Source organism: Bacillus sp. FSL M7-1020 (assembly GCF_038050415.1).
GTDB lineage: Bacteria > Bacillota > Bacilli > Bacillales > Bacillaceae_G > Bacillus_A > Bacillus_A toyonensis.
The window spans coordinates 32,912-53,450 of the sequence record NZ_JBBOTW010000002.1; the positions used below are offsets into that span (position 1 = coordinate 32,912).

16 protein-coding genes, 2 pseudogenes and 1 other annotated feature are annotated in these 20,539 nt (G+C 31.5%); of the genes and pseudogenes, 14 read left to right on the forward strand and 4 right to left on the reverse strand.

What is annotated here, in order from left to right:
- Positions 1-277 precede the first annotated feature (277 nt).
- The 9 genes and pseudogenes from MHB70_RS26840 to nheC all read left to right on the forward strand — a co-directional run bounded on the left by MHB70_RS26840 (position 278) and on the right by nheC (position 9,423).
- A complete protein-coding gene (locus tag MHB70_RS26840) occupies positions 278-976 on the forward strand; it encodes a DUF1963 domain-containing protein (RefSeq protein WP_061530424.1) in 699 nt (232 codons plus the stop codon).
- Positions 977-1,006: 30 nt separating this feature from the next.
- A complete protein-coding gene (locus MHB70_RS26845) occupies positions 1,007-1,276 on the forward strand; it encodes a hypothetical protein (protein WP_061530423.1) in 270 nt (89 codons plus the stop codon).
- 181 nt (positions 1,277-1,457) lie between these two features.
- Entirely contained in the window at positions 1,458-1,763 is a 306-nt protein-coding gene (locus MHB70_RS26850) for a hypothetical protein (protein WP_000836234.1), read from the forward strand.
- Between the two features lie 58 nt (positions 1,764-1,821).
- Complete coding sequence (locus tag MHB70_RS26855; RefSeq protein WP_061530422.1) at positions 1,822-2,259, forward strand: GNAT family N-acetyltransferase; 438 nt, start codon at positions 1,822-1,824, stop codon at positions 2,257-2,259.
- A gap of 470 nt (positions 2,260-2,729) precedes the next feature.
- Positions 2,730-3,203 (forward strand): DUF1203 domain-containing protein, encoded by a 474-nt coding sequence (locus tag MHB70_RS26860; RefSeq protein WP_061530420.1) that lies wholly within the window; start codon positions 2,730-2,732, stop codon positions 3,201-3,203.
- 184 nt (positions 3,204-3,387) lie between these two features.
- A pseudogene (locus MHB70_RS26865) lies at positions 3,388-4,773 on the forward strand (IS4 family transposase).
- A 937-nt stretch (positions 4,774-5,710) separates the two neighbouring features.
- Positions 5,711-6,871 carry a non-hemolytic enterotoxin subunit A gene (nheA, locus tag MHB70_RS26870; protein ID WP_061530419.1) on the forward strand — a complete coding sequence of 387 codons (1,161 nt, stop codon included), beginning with the start codon at positions 5,711-5,713 and terminating at the stop codon, positions 6,869-6,871.
- 54 nt (positions 6,872-6,925) lie between these two features.
- Positions 6,926-8,062 carry a non-hemolytic enterotoxin subunit B gene (gene nheB / locus MHB70_RS26875; protein ID WP_061530418.1) on the forward strand — a complete coding sequence of 379 codons (1,137 nt, stop codon included), beginning with the start codon at positions 6,926-6,928 and terminating at the stop codon, positions 8,060-8,062.
- A gap of 272 nt (positions 8,063-8,334) precedes the next feature.
- Positions 8,335-9,423, forward strand: coding sequence for a non-hemolytic enterotoxin subunit C (nheC, locus tag MHB70_RS26880; protein WP_061530417.1), 1,089 nt, complete (start codon positions 8,335-8,337; stop codon positions 9,421-9,423).
- Positions 9,424-9,636: 213 nt separating this feature from the next.
- On the opposite strand, the gene MHB70_RS26885 is transcribed toward nheC, so the two are convergent.
- Positions 9,637-10,896, reverse strand: coding sequence for an MFS transporter (locus MHB70_RS26885; protein WP_061530416.1), 1,260 nt, complete (start codon positions 10,894-10,896; stop codon positions 9,637-9,639).
- A gap of 80 nt (positions 10,897-10,976) precedes the next feature.
- Positions 10,977-11,233: a binding site (T-box leader), on the reverse strand.
- A 273-nt stretch (positions 11,234-11,506) separates the two neighbouring features.
- The gene (locus tag MHB70_RS26890) at positions 11,507-12,985 is read right to left on the reverse strand and encodes an FAD-dependent oxidoreductase (RefSeq protein ID WP_061530415.1); all 1,479 of its coding nucleotides are present in this window, start codon (positions 12,983-12,985) and stop codon (positions 11,507-11,509) included.
- Positions 12,986-13,476: 491 nt separating this feature from the next.
- On the opposite strand from MHB70_RS26890, the gene MHB70_RS26895 reads away from it, so the two are divergent.
- The 5 genes from MHB70_RS26895 (at position 13,477) to MHB70_RS26915 (ending at position 17,269) form a co-directional block, all read left to right on the forward strand.
- The gene (locus MHB70_RS26895) at positions 13,477-15,264 is read left to right on the forward strand and encodes an ABC transporter ATP-binding protein (RefSeq protein ID WP_255298220.1); all 1,788 of its coding nucleotides are present in this window, start codon (positions 13,477-13,479) and stop codon (positions 15,262-15,264) included.
- A 22-nt stretch (positions 15,265-15,286) separates the two neighbouring features.
- The gene (locus tag MHB70_RS26900) at positions 15,287-15,817 is read left to right on the forward strand and encodes a thioredoxin fold domain-containing protein (protein WP_061530413.1); all 531 of its coding nucleotides are present in this window, start codon (positions 15,287-15,289) and stop codon (positions 15,815-15,817) included.
- Between the two features lie 19 nt (positions 15,818-15,836).
- Positions 15,837-16,409, forward strand: coding sequence for a MauE/DoxX family redox-associated membrane protein (locus MHB70_RS26905; protein WP_053446106.1), 573 nt, complete (start codon positions 15,837-15,839; stop codon positions 16,407-16,409).
- A gap of 33 nt (positions 16,410-16,442) precedes the next feature.
- Positions 16,443-17,000 carry a TlpA family protein disulfide reductase gene (locus MHB70_RS26910; protein WP_061530412.1) on the forward strand — a complete coding sequence of 186 codons (558 nt, stop codon included), beginning with the start codon at positions 16,443-16,445 and terminating at the stop codon, positions 16,998-17,000.
- 113 nt (positions 17,001-17,113) lie between these two features.
- A complete protein-coding gene (locus tag MHB70_RS26915; protein WP_000919787.1) occupies positions 17,114-17,269 on the forward strand; it encodes a hypothetical protein in 156 nt (51 codons plus the stop codon).
- A gap of 643 nt (positions 17,270-17,912) precedes the next feature.
- Here MHB70_RS26915 and asnB read toward each other — a convergent pair.
- Both asnB and MHB70_RS26925 read right to left on the reverse strand, forming a co-directional pair.
- On the reverse strand, positions 17,913-19,736 hold the full coding sequence (gene asnB, locus MHB70_RS26920) for an asparagine synthase (glutamine-hydrolyzing) (protein ID WP_061530411.1): 1,824 nt from the start codon (positions 19,734-19,736) through the stop codon (positions 17,913-17,915).
- 95 nt (positions 19,737-19,831) lie between these two features.
- Positions 19,832-20,493: pseudogene (locus tag MHB70_RS26925) on the reverse strand (SDR family NAD(P)-dependent oxidoreductase).
- Between the last annotated feature and the right edge of the window lie 46 nt (positions 20,494-20,539).

The window sequence follows — 20,539 nt, forward strand, 5'->3', positions numbered from 1 at the left end:
GTAATACGGTATATGAATGTATTCATCAGGTTAACATACACTTTCGTTAATAATGAGCAAATTCCTTTTGTATGAAATGAAATAGTATGGAATTACTAATCTTAACAAGTTTTTTCTGATACCCTATACTCATTATGTGGTCCTCAAAATGATTAAAATACGTTATCCTTTCCTATAATTTTACAGAAAGAATAGCGTATTTTTTCATTATTGATACAATATAATTATCTATTAAAATTAGGAGAAAACAGAATACACATTTAGGGGGAGAAATGCTTTGGAAATAGATCAAATAAAGAATATCCTAAGACAAAGTGCAATTATCTTTCAAACAGGAGGGAAAAGACCCGAGTTATCTATAAATGAAAGTTGGATTGGAAAGATTCCCTATTCATTACCAAATGAAACTTACCCAATCGACCGCTATGAAGAAAAAATGTATGCAATCATGATGCTTAATTTAACTCAAGTACCTTTTGTTCCAGAAGCAGTAAAAGATATGAAAGCCATCGCAGTATTTCTTTCTCCAAACTTTGCTAAAGACTTGTCCAACTTATCAGGGAGTTTTTGTATTAGAGAATATGATTCTTTAGAGGAACTAGTACCGAATGAAATGTCACTTACGTTTCCTAATCTAAAACCTTTTCCCTTAATACCTAAATTAGTAACTGATGAGTTTCCCCAATGGGATACAGAAGATTTTCCAAACAATATGCAAGATAGAATTTTAGAACTTGAAAACACAAATGAGATTGACTACTACGAGGATATTTTTGAAGAAAATCATTACATACATAAATTAGGTGGCTATGCTTGTTTTGCCCAATCAGGCATCCAATGGCCCGCGGATTATGAATTTATTTTTCAAATAACAGATGATCCAAAAGCACATTTAAAGATTATTCATGGTGGCGGAATTTATTTTGCTAAAAATAGTAAAACAAATGATTGGATCGCACATTGTGATTTCTTATAGGGGCCCGGCCACATATTCGTTGAAGCTCGGATGAATCGATTAGCTAGAAGTTTAAAACGCATCTTAGAACTCATTGAAAACTTGGAAAAGCGAAATGTTCATATATTTAGTCTGGGTTATGAATGGGAACGAGAGTTATTGAAAGAAAAGCAAAGAGTCGGATTAGATATTGTTAAAAAAGGGGGACAGCTGGGTAGTCCTCGTAAGTGTGGAAAGAAACATAAAGGGATGGAACATGCTATTCATTTATATAAAGAAGGTAAACGTACAATAAATCAAATTTGCAATATTACCAAGTGAGTCGTTCAGCGTTTTATCGTGAAATTAATAAGAGAAATTTGAAAATGAATAAATAATGTTCTATGAATTTATTAGCAAATAAAATTCATAGAACATTGGAAAATGTCATAATTTCAAAAATTACTTTGCTAAATATTGATGCTAATTTTTATAGATATTATTGGAAGTGGGGTAATGTTGTATGAAATCGATAAATGTAAATGGGAATATATATCATATTGAATGTATTCCTTTTGAAGATAAGAGTGAGCAGGACGAAGAAGGATACTACGAATATTTTTACAAAGGAGTCAATTTATCGTTTCACTCCGACAAAGAAACAATAAAAGCTCGAATTTATGATGGGGAAGAAGTAATATATTTCTTAAAAAATCCAATTCTTACTTTGGATAAAGATTTTGAAGCGATAAAGGTATATATAATTAAAGAATATGATGTAAAAAAATTTAAGATTCCGGGTGGGGAAAAGGCCTATATAGAATTATAGCAATAATCGATTTCAGTCTTTACCATGGATATATTAAATACAAAAGGTAGGTAGTTATATGATTCGTGAAGCTGAACCAAAGGACAGCGATGTAATTGAAAATCTATATAAAAAATTAGCACCACATAGCAAAAATATTAAGGTTTTACCAGAAAGAATTGAGCAGATAAGGAATGATTCTAATAATTTTTTGTTTGTCTATGAGGAAAGTGGTAACGTCAAAGGGAGTATATTTATGACGTTTTGCCTTGATCCTGGGTATCAATTTAGACCGTATACTGTTCTAGAGTATGTGATTGTAAATGAAGATTTTCGAGGTAATGGGATAGGGGAAAAGTTATTGAAACATGTAGAACAGATATCAATTGCAAGGGGATCCACAAGAATTATCTTATTAAGTAGTGCAACTAGAATAAAAGCACATAATTTCTTCACTAAAAATGGATACAATGGAACCATAAGTAAGGGTTTCAAGAAGTATATACCAATTAATTAAATTTTATTTATAGGTGTTTTTTCTTAGAGTGTTTAGAAAGAATAATGTTTTTTTGTACTTAGGGGTAGTGAAAATTCTTAAGTTGATGGATGTGTGGCGGTACCCCATCGCTATCAAGCTAAGAAATACATTATTCCCCAAAACAAAAAATATATATTTTTAGAACATACTACAACTTCTGTTTGGCTACTAAAGTATCTAAAAAAAACAAGGTCAACGCCAGCTCTGAAACTAGGTTTAACCGATAAACGATTTACTTTAAACGATATTAATAAACTGGGCACTCATCTTCTTTTAAAAAGGATGAGTTTTTTAGAGGTTCCTGTGGAATTTTATGTTAAAATTACTATGAAGATTATGAAAATTCATTCTTCAATAAACGGGCAGGATTATTGAACAAGTTTTATGAACTTTAGTGGTAGCATCATTAGTGAAATGCTTTATAACAACTAATTAAGGAGAGATAGAATATGAGAAATAGCTTTCAAATCGTTGCGTTACAAGAGAAGGAATTTAATAACCTATTTCTAATGAATGAAGAAGCATTAAAAAGTATCGGGGCAGTCAAAATAATAGCAAATAAAAATCCTGGATATCCTTGCAGGATAAGTTTGAAGGATGCAGAGGTAGGAGAAGAGGTAATCTTACTGAATTACCAATATCATAGTGTTAATTCGCCTTATAAAGCAAGTGGTCCTATATTTATACGAAAGGGAGCAACTACCGCTAAGCTAGATGTAAATGAAATTCCGCTTATGTTACATCATAGGTACCTATCTATACGCGGCTACAATGCTGACTCAATGATTGTAGAAGCAAGGGTTACAGAAGGTGTAAATTTAAGAGAAAATATAGATGAAATTTTTGATAATAAAGAAGTAGAATATATTCACATTCTTAACGCTAAACCAGGATGCTATAACTGCCTTGTTAATAGAGTGTGAAAAAATTGAAAATGCAAACTTCTATTATCCTATAAGGGGTACCACCAATTACTATCAGGCTACTTCAACAAACCCTCCCCTAAAATGAAAAAATACGCTATTCTTTTTGTATAATCATAGGAAAGGATGGCGTTTTTGTATGTCTATTTCTGTATCTGATGAATTATAACTATTTGCTCAAGAGATTCAAAGTTTTTTATCTCCAAATACCTTACGGGATCTTGCTAGAGATGTTGGTTTCGTACAACGAACCAGTAAATATCAAGCAAAAGATTTAGTCGCTTTATGTATATAGATGAGTCAAAATATCGCTACAACCTCTTTAGCTCAGTTATCTAGCTGTTTAGAGGCATCCACAGAAGTACTCATCAGTCCGGAAGGACTGAATCAAAGGTTTAATAGATCAGCCGTTCAATTTTTACAACACATATTGACTAACCTTCTAAATAAAAAACTAACTTCATCTATGCGAATTTCTTCTCCATACACCTCTGTTTTCAAGCGTGTTCGTATTTTAGATTCGACTGCATTTCAGCTTTCAGATATATTTTCATCCATTTATCCTGGGGCGGGAGGATGTAGCCATACTGCTGGAATGAAAATTCAACTTGAATATGATCTATTAAGCGGACAATTCCTACATATCCATACAGGTCCAGGTAAACAACATGATCGAACCTACGGTTCCCTGTGTGTCCCAACTGTTACAGCAAATGATTTATGTATCCGAGATTTAGGCTATTTCCATTTGAAAGATCTTCAACATATACAAGAGAAAAAGGCTTACTATATCTCACGTATCAAATCGAATACTCGTATTTATCAAAAAAATCCTAACCCTGATTATTTTCAAGATGGCAGAATCAAGAAAGGTACAGAGTATATCCAGATAGATATGGAGGTTTTAATGAACTCTCTTCAGCCAATACAAACATGCGAAATATCCAACGCTTATGTAGGAATGACTGATAAAGTCCCAACTCGTGTGATTATTCATCGACTAACAAAAGAACAACAACAAAAACGATTACAAGATCAAACGGTAAGAGAAAAAAAGAAAGGGATGAAGTATTCTCCTCGTAGTAAACGACTTAGCGGTATCAATGTATATATGACAAATACTCCTACAGATATTGTCCCAATGGGACAAGTACATGATTGGTATTCTTTACGTTGGCAAATTGAGATTTTATTTAAAACGTGGAAATCATTCTTTCATATTCATCGTTGTAAAAAGATAAAACGAGAACGATTGGAATGCCATTTGTACGGGCAACTGATTGCCATTCTACTCTGTTCTTCTACCATGTTTCAAATGTGGCAATTACTTCTTAGAAAAAAGAAGCGAGAAATGAGTGAATATAAGGCCATATATATGATTAAAGATTACTTTCTTCTTCTTTTTCAAGCTATACAAAAAGACACCCAAGAGCTATCAAAGATTCTAATTCGCTTGTTCAATCTCCTACAGCAAAACGGGCGAAAATCTCATAGATATGAGAAGAAAACAGTCTTTGATATATTAGGTGTCGTTTACAATTGTACCATGTCTGATAATCAAGCGGCTTAAATCAAAAAAATGAAACCCATTAGGGTTTATTTCGTATGCAAATCTTTAAATTCCCTATACGTAGCCTTTAGAAAAAAGAAATAATCTCTACTATAATTGACGTTGTATGAGCTTAGCTTGATAGCGATGTGACGGTACCCCATATATGTTTCATTGACTCAATAAGGGGCATTTAGTTGTTTTAGATCATGTCGGATTCTTTTGTCCAAGACTGATGAATCCAACGCATAATTGTTATAGAAGTAATAGATAAGTTCCGTTACTCTAACGTTTTCAACAAGTTATGGAAACTTAATATTGATATAGCGGTAGTACATAATAGTTATTTGGAAAATTACCACTTATGACTATATATAATAGTGAACTTCCCTTATATGGATATGCAATTTTACATATCCATATAAGGGAAGAAATAAGTGAATAGTATTGAAAATTATACTAAAATAATTTCCGAAAATGAAAATTCACCTAGTTAAATTAAATTAGGTATCTTTTTATCGGTATTATTAAATTATAATTATTTTAATTACAGGAGTGAAGTTCCATAGCAATTTTAGGAGTATAGTATTTTAATTTGTACACATATTAAATAATTAAGATAATAAAGTGAAAAAGGACAAAATTATACAAAAACCTACAAAATTTTACTATATACGCACTGAAAATTTGATGTTTTAATAAGGGCACAAGGTGTTAGTTACATTTTAAGTCATATAAAATGAAGATTATCTTCGTATATGCCTTTTATGTAATGACTTAAGGAATAAGTTTATAGTAGGGCATTATGTACAAATGTTTACAATCTATATTTATATTCCTTAAAATTCATCTTAAAAATAATCTATATAGATTAATAGTTATAGTGTTGGATTTCAAATTAATTAAAATTTAGTCCAACTATTTTATCAAAAGACACAAATAAATGGGAGGAATCACCATGAAAAAAGCGTTAGTCGCAGGGTTATTAGTTACAGCAGTATCTACAAGTTGCTTCACACCTGTAAATACTTTTGCAGCAAGTAATACAACTTATTTACAACCAAGTAGTATACTTGGACCCGCTATGGATAGGTTATCAAATTCGATTACGAATTTAGGATCACAGTCGCCATTAATTCAAGGATATGGGCTAATCATATTACAGCAACCAGATCTTGATGTAAGTACTATATATGGAATAACAACTGATCAAGGCACTGTAAGAAACCATGTTCGAGACTGCCTGGATGTAAATAACCACAAATTATCCGTTGTAAATCAAGAGATACAGAGTTTCGGAATAAGATTTACAAATTACTACAATAAATTAGTTGAACTATCTGGAAAGATGAATGAAGATTCGGAAGCAAGAGCATTATTTGTACGTATTTTTAACTTACTTCAAGGTGACGTTCAAAAAATTCAGTATAATATGAAAATAACTTCGGAAGACTTAAACTATTCTAAAAACGAATTGGTTGAAGATAGTAATAAATTTTCTAGTAAAGTTAGCAAAGCGTTTGAATCTTATAAGGGTTCCGACGGAGACATTGAAAAATTAAGAACGGAAATGGGACAACTTAATGCAGGCATTCAAGAAGATTTTGAAAAACTTCTAGCTCTACCAAAAGAAAATCTAGACGGTTCTCTAAATATTACAAAGTCGATTATTAATATTTTGAAAGACGGAGTTAAGGATAAAACTGTAGACGTGTCTAATTTGGAAGCGGTTTATAACCAATATGGACAACTCACAAATGATAAAGTAACAGAACTGAATAAAGCTATTGCTCTGAAGCAACAGAAACTAATTCAATTGGTACAAAGTTTATCGAATATTGAAGTGCAAGCAACTCAAATGACACTTATTGAGCAGCAATTAAATAACTTTACAAGAACAGTTAAAAAGCAAACTCAGAGTTTTGACAATCTAGTAAGTAGTTGGGACACCTTTAATAACATAATGATTGAAACGGGGACAAGTCTTAATACTGATGTGAAAATAGATTCTAATTCATTACAAGCACGATTAAAAGAGCTTAAACAGTTTACGGATGAATTGAAAAAACAAACAACGGAATATCAAGAGAGTGTTACAAAAATAAAAGTAACAGGATAAAATTTGCAAAATTCAGAAATAAAATTCTTAATAATGTAAGGAGAGAAAAATGTGATGAAAAAACCTTATAAAGTAATGGCTTTATCTACATTAATAGCAACAATAGTAGCGGGTGGCATTATGCCATCATATGCCTCAGCAGAGGAACCAACACCTATTTATGCAAATCAAGACCTTAAATACCCTAGTTATTACCTTGGACCAACAGGACTTGATAATGCGATGAAGGATACTAAATCCAATATGTTGGTAATGGACCTGTATGCTTTAACTATTCTTAAACAAGCAGATATTAATTTGGATGGTTTACCTTCAGTTGGCGATAATTTAAGAACAGCCATTAAAGCCAACCAAAAGCTTACTAGAGAAAATGCAACATACTGGTTAAATAATTTGAAATCAGGGATAGTTACGACGAATCAAAATATTATTAGTTATGATACAAAATTCCAAAATTATTCTCGTTATTTATTACAATATAAAAATGACCCAGTCAAACTAACAGCTTTGCTTACAAAGTTGAATGGTGAAATTTCACAGAATAAAGATCAAGTGACCAAATTAGTGGAGGATTTAAAAAGCTTTCGCGGCAAATTAGAAAAAGATACACAAAATTTAAAAGGGAATTCTGAAGAAATCGTAAATATTTTAACTGGTCAAGAAGCTGGAATTCCACTGTTTCAAAAACAAATCGAAACAAATAAAGCATTAATCGATGAGAATAACAAAATTTATATTGCATCGTCGGTTGCAACTGCTGCTGGTGCATATTTAGTTCTTTCACCTTTTGCGCCGCTTGGTGCACCTATATTAGGAGGCGGGATATACGGAGTAGTTTCATCGCAGCAGCAGATAATCAAGGCACAAGAAGAAATTATAACGCTAACACAAAATATTTCAATGGCGCAACTACAGTCAGCTAGGTTAACGATAGTTCAAAGTGATATTAAAAATTTAACAGATACAATTGATAAAGCTATTGTTTCTCTTGAAAATATAAAGACCGCGTGGGATGGAATGGGAACAAAATATGACGCATTGATTAAGAGTGCTAAAGCTGTTGACCCAGAATTCCTTGCTATGGATATAACAGCAGATCTGGATACAGCGAAGGATCATTGGGCGGATATTAGAAAGTATGCTGAAAAAATTCAAAGTAGTGAAATTTCATTCGTAGAAGATAAAAAATAATATTACTTCAAGAAATTGCCGAAGTGATGAAAATATAATATACTGAGTTTCCTTTTTGAAGAACATATAATGTGAGTCTCCTGTTCATGTATGAGCAGGAGACTTCCTATATAATTATGAAACTTAATAAAGATTATAGAATAAGAAAGTACGAGAATCTCTATTTTAATATGTTGTTTTATTTGCAATCATCGTAATTCATTTGAAGTAAAGAATCGAAGCTTATGAATTTAATAAAACATGTAATGTATGTGAAAGAGTAGGTGAAAAAGATGAATAAGAATTTATATAAGAAAATTATTTTGTCAACAATCATTACGGGAATGGCAGCGAGTAATGTAATTCCACTTCATACTTTGGCAGCAGAACAAACTGTGTCCCAACAGCAAGAAAGTTTGAAGAACTATTCCCTTGGTCCTGGTGAATTTAAAGAAGTGATGGGACAAATGGTGGCAAATATCCTTACAATGGATTCATATGCTAGTACAATCAGTAATCAACAGCTGACAGATTTAAGTAAAATAAGTTCTATAAATGGTGATTTACAAGCAAACATGATTAAGCATCAACGGGATGCAATAGAGAATGCCGACTTTTGGTTCATGTATTTTAAAACTCGTATTATGTACACGCACCAGAATATTGTAAGTTATAATGATACGTTTCAAGCAAGTTATAAGCTTTTACTAACTGCTATAGAGCAAAAAGATACAGAGAAATTAAAATATGAACTAGAAAATTTGTACAATAGTATTTTGTACAATAGTCAAAAATTAGATGTACTGTTAGAAAAATTGAAAAATTTTCAAGGTGAAATAGCAGAAGATACAAGAAATTTCAAGGAAGATTTTAATCAATTGGAGGATATTCTAGAAAGTACGAACGTTGGTATTCCGCTTCTACAACAAAGAATTGAGAATTATAATAATACAATTAAAGAAAACTATGATAAACGTGGTGGCTATATAGCTTTATCTGTATTTATGCCTCCGATTGGTATACCATTGATTGTCACTACTGACAAGAATATCGCATCTGCACAACAAGAAATAGAACAATTAAAGTCCAGAATTTCTGGAGCAGAGGCAGAAGTAGTTATTTTGACTGATGCCAAAAATAAAACGGAACATATGGCCGCAACAGTTGGTACAGCTGTTACTGCTCTTGAAAATATAAAGACTCAGTGGGGGACAGTGGAGAAAAAATATAAATCATTGATTGACAGTGTTGACAACATTAGTCCAGACTTGTTTGACGAGATTATAAGAGCAGATCTGAATACAGCGAAGGATAATTGGCAGGACCTTAAAAATTATACGGATAAATTATATGAAGGTGCTAAGATTGCACAAAATAAATAGATTGTACAAATAGGACCAGATTACAACTGAATACGTGTAAAAATAGGTCATATATTTCCATTTATTCCCGCATTAAAAAGAAAGCTGATTTTCTGTATGATAATGAACTGCACCCCAATTGTTAGTTCGTGTCTAACAATTGGGGTGCAGTTCACAGTAAAGGTCCTTTTTATTTCATCGCTATTATCTAATTTTATTTATTAAACAAAGAGTTTATTGAAACGAATCTTTAGGCTCAGTTGAATTAGAATAGAATTTTGCTTTTGATGGTTGAACACTACAAATAAATAGTAAAATAGATATCAAAAACATTACAAATGCTCCTGAAACTACAACAAATCGTATAGATATAAGCTCTGAAAAGACACCAAAGATTACAGTAAATGTAATAATTAAAAAAGCCTCAATAAACCCGTAAATACTTAAAACTCTGCCCATCACATCAGCAGGTATATTGTTTTGATAAAATGTGTAAAAACCGGTATTAGAAAAGGCAGTAGCAAATGATAAAACAAAAAATCCTACAGATGCTATAAAAAATGTAGTAGAATATGTAAAAATCATATAACCTACTGCAGTTATTAAGGAACCCATACCCATAAGCCATGAGATAGGTATTTTTTTATTAATTATTGCATTAGATAGAGAACCTACCAATACTCCTGCTCCAGCAATGCTGACTAAAATTCCATATTCACCTTCCGATAAAGAAAGTACCCTAGTTGCAAAAGCGGCTTCCAATGAATCTATAGCTGTCATCATGACTACCATAGCACTAAATAAAATATAAATTATCATGACATATAGAAACTTACGGCTAAATCCAATAACAAGCTTCCAATCATCTATTAATAAACTAAGAGATAATTTTGTTGTATCTGATGTTTTTTCTAGCTGTGCAGAAAATTCAACATTAGGCATTCCTACTGTAATTAATGCCGATAAAAATAAAGCTCCAGCATTGATATAAATAGCCATATTAGATGTACCAATTGTAAACATTATTCCCGCTATTGCTGGTCCAGTCAAAAATGCTCCGGAATCAAGTAGGCTACGTAAAGAGTTGAAACGTTTTCTTTGCCCTATTGGTATTAACTTTGTAATATAAGTTACTGATGTTACGTCGTACATAGAGCTCGCTATTGTAATAAGAAAGACCATAGCATATATAAGCCCTAAAGAAGAGAAGAAAGGTAATAATGCAATTAGCACAGTCTGAAAGACACCTAGTGCTATCATGAGATATTTTTTATTTGAACGATCTACAAGACTTCCTGCCCAAATAGTAGTAAACAATGTTGATAAAGCCCTAATAATATATAAACCAGAGACAGCAAGTGCTGATTCTGTTATGTTAAGAACGATTAGGTTTAGAGCAATAAAGTAAATCCAACTTCCAACACTTGAAACACCAATACTAAACAATAAAATAGATGGATACCGCCAAGTTTCCAATGTTTTTTCATAATTCAATTGAATTCCCCCTAAAATATAATTAGATAGAATACAGTCTTAAAACAAAATAAAAAAATCCCACCCCCAAGACTTGAAGTCTTAGGGACGAGATTTATCATCGCGGTGCCACCCTAGTTTATTAATATGTCGCCATATTAACCTTATCAGGTACGGCATTTAAAAATGCTTATACCTTATCTCTATAACGGGAGCTCCCGTCACATCACCCCCTCCTAAAAGGTTCCGACATGCTGCTCTGAGGCTTGCTTCGATAAAGAAATTCTAACCCTTTTTCAGCTACCAGGGTTCTCTGTATAGAATTCACTTTATTTACTCTTCTCTTCATCGCATTTATTTTTTATATAATATCACCTATTGGCACATGTGTAAATATCTGAATTTTTTTACAATTAAAAAATAATCTATTAAAATATACGATTCTCATCTAACAACTAAAAAAAGAAAAATACTTCAGTGCAAAACTCATTTGCAACTTTAATACAAAGTCGTTTTTTTTGTTTTGGGGGCCATATAAAATCCTAATGTTTTAATGTTTATACTAAAAATTTCTTAATTCATGCTATAAATAGTTTAGTACAAAACCATCTATGCTAATAAGTGGGGTTTTTTAAAAATTATTCAATTTTATTTTCAAATCTTTACAGTAATCTCTTTTGTCATACTCAATGTAAGCTATGTGACCATCGGGGCGAATTAAAATCACATCCATATTTTTTAACTGAGAATCCTGTATTTCTCCTACAACCACCTTTATATGCGAATTAATGTTCATTTTATCTATTTTTTCTTTATAAGACGGATGTATTAATAAAATATATTTACCATCTTGCATCAATTCAAAGAGTTTATAAGTTTTCATATTTTGAGAATAAATAGTAAGATTTATACATCTTTTCCCTGTAAATGGGTGCCTTTCTTTCGTATGCATAGAGGAATATATAACCCCTAAGCCACTTACTCTTTCAGCTAAATCTTGATTCACCTCTGGGTATGTGAGTAAATGCGAGAATAACTCTCTTAACTCTATACCTGCATTTGAAAAGTTTATCATTAATTGTTCTTGCGCTTGTACTTCCTTGAAAAATTGTCTTCCCACAGCATGTCGTTCAATATGATAACTTTCTAATAGGCTTTCATATTTTTTTTGTTTTATAGCGAGTCCCAATTTCCATCCTAAATTAAAAGCGTCTTGTAAACCTACATTTAAGCCTTGTCCTCCTGCAGGGAAATGAATATGCGCCGCATCACCTGCCAAGAATACACGCTTATATTGATAAGTATTCGCTAGTTTGGTTGCATTTCCAAAACGAGAAAGCCATATTGAGCTCTTAATTCGAATATGTTCACCTGTAATGCTATAAATACTATCTATAAGCGCTTTTTCTGTGACAGCAACATGAACAGGTATTGTCTGATTCTTAGGATCTACAATTGCAAAACGAAATACATCACGTGCAATAGGTGCCATCATTATTATCCCATTTATATTAGATGTAGATAAAAATGGATTATCTGGTACATTTTCTAAAATGACATCACCCAATATAGCAGTTGTTGTTGTATCTGTTCCATTAAACGATATATGTGATAACTCACGAACTACGCTTCTTGCGCCATCAGCGCCTATTACATAAGGAACTTCTATTTTATATATTGTTTCTCTTTGCTCTATTTCTAGTTGTACGAATGTATCATACTGTTTTAAATTTTTTAAAGTATGACCACGTTTAATGTCTACACCTAATTCCAATGCACGCTCTTCTAATATTTCTTCTGTAATAGATTGGGGAATAAAAAGCGTATATGGAAAATCAGTATCTAAATTTTTAAAGTTTAATTTTGTATCTAGGGCCGCAAAATGACTTGTATCTGATTTCTTCCCTCTAGATAAAAATCGATTTTCAATACCTCTCATAGCCATTAATTCTAAAGAGCGAGGGTGCAGTGTGAGTGCTCTAGAATTTCGAATCCGATTTAATCTTCTCTCTAAAACAACAACTTTTACGCCTTGAATAGCTAATTCACATGCTGTCATAAGTCCAACTGGACCACCGCCAACTACCGCGACATCATAATAATTTTCCATGTCATGCCCTCCATTTATTTACGTAATTAAAAGCTAATGCAAATTTAATTATAATATATTTTGGTTTCCGAGGAAACCAAAATAGGATGTCTTAGACTATTTCTTATATCAAACATCCGATATAGGGTCTAATTGGATTCAATATAAGAAAGATAGCAGATCAATCTATTTCTAATCATTTAAAGGGAAGGGTATGTGATTGAGATGGATAATACATATAATGGAAATATTCATACTTAGATTAATTGAGACACCTAATTCATCACACGGTTGAACTAGTTGATTATATGGAATTTGCAAGAACTTATGAAGTTAATACAAAACTTATAAATGGACAAGGAACAATAATTTCTCAAGCAGGAAGTTTTATTTTGTGGAAAATAAAGTAAAATGATTATTTACGTTATAGAAGAAGTACTGTAATATATTGTTTATATTAAGAATTTTTCGTCTATTTCATTATTATTATAGGGGCTGTTTGATTGAATAATATGTCATTATTTCTTTATTCTGCAGGTGTTTTTTGGAGGTCATGTAAAAGTCATTTAATATTTTTAGTGTTTATTAGAGTTATAGAAGGTTTTATACCAGTTATTAACATTTTTCTTTTTGAGCGTTTAATAAACGAAGCAGCAAAATTTATAAATCATTCTGGTAACTTAGAACAAGTATTTGTATATTTAGCGTGTCAATTGGCTACTTTTCTACTTCAATATATTTTAGAACATCTTAGTATTATTAATGATAAATATATTAATCAAAAAATTGGTTTGCATATCAAAGAAATCACATTTAATAAAATGGAAAAGTTAGCATACATACATTTTGAAAATCCCGAATTTCAAAATAAACTTCAGATGATTAGTGGTATTGATCAGCGTATCGTAAATAATGTAACAAGTTCTTCTAACTTGTTAAAAGAATGTATAACACTAATTTCTATATTAGTTTATTTAATAAATATCCACTGGGTATTGGTAGTTATATTATTTATTGGAATCATACCCTTATTTATTATTGAAATAAAAAATGGTTCATCTAAATATGAATTAATGAGGAATTTAACGCCAGTAAATAGAGAAATGTTTTACATATCTAACCTATTATATAGAAGAGAGAGTGTTAAAGAGCTACGTTTATTTCAAATAACAAGCTTTCTAATTAAAAAATGGCGTCAAAAATATCAAGAAAATAATCTGGAGGAGATAAATTTATTAAAGAAACAAACATTTTGGTTATTTGCTTCAGAAATTATACTTGTATTGGTATATGCGTTAACTAGTGCTTTTCTCCTATACTTAATGAAATTAGGAAGAGTGTTAGTAGGGTCATTAGTAGCAGTTTTACAAGCCATTCAAAACATCCAAGCCAGTCTAAGTAGTCTAATTAGATCTATATCAAATATTTATGAGAATTTATTATATGTTAAGGAGTTCTCATCTTTTATCTCTTTACCTGAAATTGATGACGTGGAAGATAAAGAAGAGATTCATGGTATTCAAGAAATAAGTGTTCAAAAATTAAATTTCACTTATCCTAATCAAGATGTACGAATATTGAAAGATATTAATTTAAAAATTACACCTGGTAAAAAGATTGCAATTATTGGTGAAAATGGCTCAGGAAAGACCACTTTAATAAAATGTTTAACAGGTTTATATGAGACGGATTCATCTATGGTACATGTGAACGGTATGCCTTTAAATAAGATAGATTTAAACAAATATTTCAAGAAAATTTCCGTTCTATTTCAAGATTTTAATCGCTTTGAATTTACGGTAAGAGAAAATATAGGTTTTGGAAATTTAGAGGAGTTAGCCGATACAGAAAAATTAAAAGAAGTAATAAAAAGGGTTGGATTAGAAAACCACATTCAAAGTCTACCTAATCAATATGATTCAAGATTGGGAAGGTTTTTCGATGGAGGAAATGAACTTTCAGGGGGACAATGGCAAAAGATTGCGATAGCTAGATGTTTATTTAGAGAGTGTGATCTTATAGTATTGGATGAACCAACATCTGCTCTTGATCCAAAATCTGAAGTGGAGATTATGGAGGAGTTTTTTCGATATTCCAGTGATAAGGCTGTCATATTTATTACTCATCGCCTTGGGGCAGCGTGGTTGGCCGATGAAATTATTGTAATGGAACGAGGAAGAATTGCTGAACGAGGTACACATCAGGAACTCTTACATTTAGATGGTATATATAAAGAGTTATTCGTTTCACAATCGAAATGGTATATGGAGCATAAAGAACTGGTAAAAGGGAGTTTTTAAAAATTAAAAAAGGAGGAATATGATGTCGATACTTTTAATGTTCATTTGTGTTTGGTTATTACTATTGTGCATTGTATTGAGGCAGATACATTTTTTAAAAAAGGAAATAGATTTACTTCCATTAATAGAGAGTGGGAATTTTAGTTATAAGGATAATAATCTTATGGGAGTAAATATGAAAAGATATTTCTTAGAAAAACATTTGAATTTTGAAGATATAACTATAATTGCATTTACGTCAATTACATGTCCTTTTTGTAAACAAGCATTAATAGAAATGATTGAGGAGAATAACGATATCTATAAAATACCACTAATAAATATTGAAAAGGTATTTGAATTGTCAGGTGATAATAAAAAAAACACAGATTATAAAGGCTTTGTCAAGATACAGGAAAATGAGAGCTTTTTTACTTCCTTAGATATAGATACTTTTCCAACATTCACCCTAGTTGATAATAAAGGAACAATAATATATCAAAATTCGTATCATAAGGGAATTTTCTCACATTATGAAAAGATGAGAAATATTAAGGAGGATAAAGTTATTTAAAAATATGAGGTGAATAAAAATGATTTCTTTGTTTTTTATGATGAAAATTGGAATTGCGACTTTATTTATTAGTACAGGCATTGATAAAATTAAGAAATTTAATATCCATCAATTGATTATAAAAGAATATCAGATTATTCCTGAGAATCAAATTAGGTTATTTACTATTATAGAAATTTTTGCAGAATTATTTATAAGTATATGCTTGTTTATAGGGTTGTTTCATAGATTTACTCTAATTTGTGCAGTACTACTACTTCTTGTATACTCTGTTGCTATTTTAGTAAACTTACTTAGAGGAAGAAAGGAAATATCTTGTGGATGTGGCGGTGTATTAGGAAATCATAAATTATCATGGATGTTAGTTGTTAGGAATCTTTGTATTGGTGCTGTTTCGGTAATCTTATTAATGTATCCGGTATCATTAGGGAGCTTAGATCATTTATTAAAAACTAATCAATTTGTGCTTGATATCTTTAATTTTCAGTATTTTACTTTAGTATTTACTAGTTGGATAATTATATTAATAGGAATAAATATGATACAACTATATAATATTTCTTTACGAATAGACCGTTTAACAAAAAATTGAGTTAGTTCAAATTATCAGGAGAGGACTTAAAAAATGAGTGAAAAATGGTATGTCATTTCTAATATCACATTGTGGATTGTTGTTATCTTCCAAACTATATTAATACTATATCTGGGTAGGCTAGTTGGACAATTTTTAAATCGTTTTCGGATTCGTGAAAATAAGCAAATAGAAGAAAAATCATTGGCAGTCGGACAAAAGGTACCGGTGTTTCAAAAGAACTCTATGGAAGGAAAAACACTAGTAGTACCATCAGATGCATATGAATACACTTTACTTTTATTTGTAAGTAATACATGTTCTAGTTGCAAAGAACTATTTAAGAAGATGCCTGATGTTATAAATAAATATGATATTAATTATATCTTTGTTTCTAGTGAAATATTAGATAGTAGCATGATGCAAAGCAGTTCAAATGCACACTTTATAGTAAGTGCGGATATAGTTGAGGATTTCTTTGTCCATACCTCACCTTATATATTATTAATCGACAAGTCAGGTGAAATTAAGCATATTGCAGATTTATCAAATTTTGGTGAACTAATAATGAAACTAGATAGTATTTTAGAACAAGAACTGGTTAATGTGTGATATAAACAAATCTAGTGATTTATTTCTGATTATTCAGAATGTTATTGACAGTTGAAGGGAATAAATGTATTCTAAAGTTGTTGTTTTCAATTAAATGTAATAGGAGGGATAAAATGTTAAAAAGATTGCTAGGTATAGCACCATTAAGACCTGTATGTTCTTGTACTGTCGAAAGGTATTCTTGCGAGGGTGGAAGAGAAGTATATCGCTACTATGATTGTACAGTAAATGAGTTATGTGAAACGATTCGTACAAAGTATCCGTGCTAATTTGTTAGATAATTATTTTTATATTTTTAATGAGAGGATGATTAAAATGTTAAAGAAAATATTAGGAATAAGTAATAAAGCAGGAGAATGTGCATGTGTAAGGTCTCATTATGAGTGCGACAGCAGTGGACGCGTTTATGATGTATATATAAATTGTATTGGTCAGGTATGTAAGAGAGTTAGCACTCCGATGAGGTGTAATTAATATTTAGAAGTCTAAGGGGTACCAACTCACTTCCATCAACTTAAGGATTTGGAGCGTTTTTAAAATTACAAGCGCGTTACATGATAAAATGTATTTTAGAAGAAATATAGAGAGTAATATTAAAGCATCCGGAGGGGTGCTTTTTTCTTTTGTGATAGAAAGGCCCTTTTTAACTATATTGTATATATAATAAAAAATTAAGGTGCGTGAATTTTTAAAATTTCTTAAGTTAAGTAAAATAGATGCTATGACTGTACTGGTATATTGAGAAACAGTACAGTCGTAACACAATCAGAAACTCCTTTCTGATTGTTAATGGTGTCTAACAATTGGAAACATAACAAGGTAATAGCCCTTTTTCTTCTTAATATCTAAAAAATATAATGGTTAATTTAATAATAAAGTTATTAAATTTGTTCAGTAAAGTAAACAGCTGTTTTAGATAAGCTTAATTTGGTATTCTTGAAGCCAACTATTTACTTGAAGTAGATAATCAATTAAACCTCTAGCCTCATTACCAGTAATGATTTCATCTGTACCTAGTGCAATCGAACGGACTTTTTCTACGTTAATAAGAGGTAGAATAGGAGAGGTACTATCGTTTAATATGTCTAGCATCCATTCACTAATTCCTTGTAAATAGGCGTTATCTTTTGTACTTGGATATGCACTTTTTTTACGATAACATACATCTGTGGGAAGAACAGTCTGGAAAGCACGACGTAAAATTCCCTTTTCAATATTATCGATACTTTTTATTTCAAATGGTACATTCCAAAGATATTCAACAAGTCGATAGTCACAAAATGGAACACGCACTTCAAAACCTGTCATCATGCTTGTACGATCTTTTCTCTCTAACATAAAAGGTAGGAATCGTGTAATAAACATATAGGACATTTGACGTTGTTTTGTTTGTAAATCATTTTCTCCTTCTAAAAAAGGTATTTCATGTACAGCTTCTTGAAAACGTTGTTTTTGATAATCGATAGGATTTATTTTGGTTTTTAAGTCTTCAGATAAAATTTCAGTAATATAAGCATAGTTTACATTCCAAGGGAAAATATCTGCTTTTAAAAACTCTTCTTGATGGAACCAAGGATATCCTGAAAAAACTTCATCTGCTGATTCTCCTGAAAGGGCAACTGTAGCATCTTTTTTCATTTCTCTAAAGAGAAGATAAAGAGATGTTTCAAGTTCTCCAACACCTGGTAAGTCACGAGCCCTCATTGGAACTAATAAATTTTCAATGAGCTTTTCTGATCCTAATTCAAAAGAGTGGTGTTGTGTTCCAACATGCTCAGATACACGTTGTACCCAAGGTTCATCTCGATCGCGGCGAAGAAAATCTTCTTCGAAATCTCGTTCTTCATTTGTAAAAGTTAGAGAATAAGTATGAAGTGTCTTTCCGATTTGTTTGAATTCATCTCCTGCTAACCCAGTTAAACCACTGGAATCTAAGCCTCCAGATAACATAGTAACCACGGGTCTATCGGCAACTAATTGTCGTTTTACTGTATCCTCTAAAATAGATTGAATTGTATTAACTGTAGTATTTATATTATCTGTATGTGGTTTACTTTTTAGTTTCCAGTATTGCTTGCTTTCAGTTTTATTAGAAGTAAACAGAATGTAGTGTCCCCCGCGTACTTCATGTATATCTTTAAATACTGCATGGCCAGGTGTTCGCATTGGCCCAAGACAAAAGATTTCGGAAAGTCCTTCTGTATCCACCTCTGCTTGTACATTTGGATGAGAAAGTAATACTTTTATTTCAGATCCGAAAATAACCGAATTATCACGTTGTGCAAAAAAGAGTGGTTTCACCCCTAAATGATCACGAGCTAACATGAGTCGTTGCAATTTCTCATCCCAAATACCAAAGGCGAAGATCCCATTAAGATGTTGTACACAATCCTCTTTCCATTCTAGATATGCGTGTAATAATACCTCAGTATCTGATTTTGTTTGAAATACATGGCCTAAATGCTCTAATTCAATACGTAGCTCTTGGTAGTTATAAATTTCTCCATTAAATGTTAATGAGACAGTTGTCTCCCCATCTTTATACAACATGGGTTGTAGACCACCTTCAGGATCAATTACAATAAGGCGACGGTGACCAAAAGCCGCATGTTCAGAGAACCAAAATCCTTCTGCATCTGGTCCACGATGTATAATAGAATTTGTCATATTCTTTAAAGTTTCTTTTTGTTTAGAAAGGTCTATTGACCAATCAACCCATCCCGCTATTCCGCACATATATAGTACCTACTTTCCATTTGATTAGTAAACATCTTTAGTATTCTTATAAATTTTTTTGGACAGTAAAGAGTTTTTAATTATATTCATAATGCTTAATTAAATAATGCATATCCTGAATCTACCTTAACAACACTACCATTAACTGCACTTGCTTTCTCTAATGATAATAAATAAACAAAACCAGCAATTTGCTTGAAGGTTATTAACTGATTTCCAATTATTTTTCCGTCCATTCTATGAATTTCCCCGCTACCTAATATGTGTATCAACAACTCCTGGTGTAATTGCAAATATTCGTATTCCATAATCAGTTAATTCTAAAGTAGCTGATTTTGTCATCATAATAACAGCACCCTCTGAAGCGTGGTAAGCATAAGTACTTGTTGATACTAGAAAACCAAAAACAGAGGCCGTGTTGATTGATATTAATGATACGATGGTAATCATTCAAGTCTTAGTCTAAAACAGGAGTGGGATAGCCAATAACGACATTGTTAAACATAATGTCAATTCTCCCAAAAGTTTGAACAGTTTTTTCTATCAATAATTCAACTTCTTTAAACTTTGAAACTTCTGTTTTCACAAAAATTGCTTCACCATCATTTTCATGAATGGCTATAGCGGTTGCATTACCTAGCTCCGCATTAAAATCAGCTATTACAACTTGATCCCCTTTTTGAGAAAACTTTAATGTAGTTCCTTTACCAATTTCTCTGGCTCCACCTGTGATAACAGCGACTCTTATCGGGTTTATTGTTATCCAACTCCCTTATCTTTATATAATGAATGTTAAATGTGTT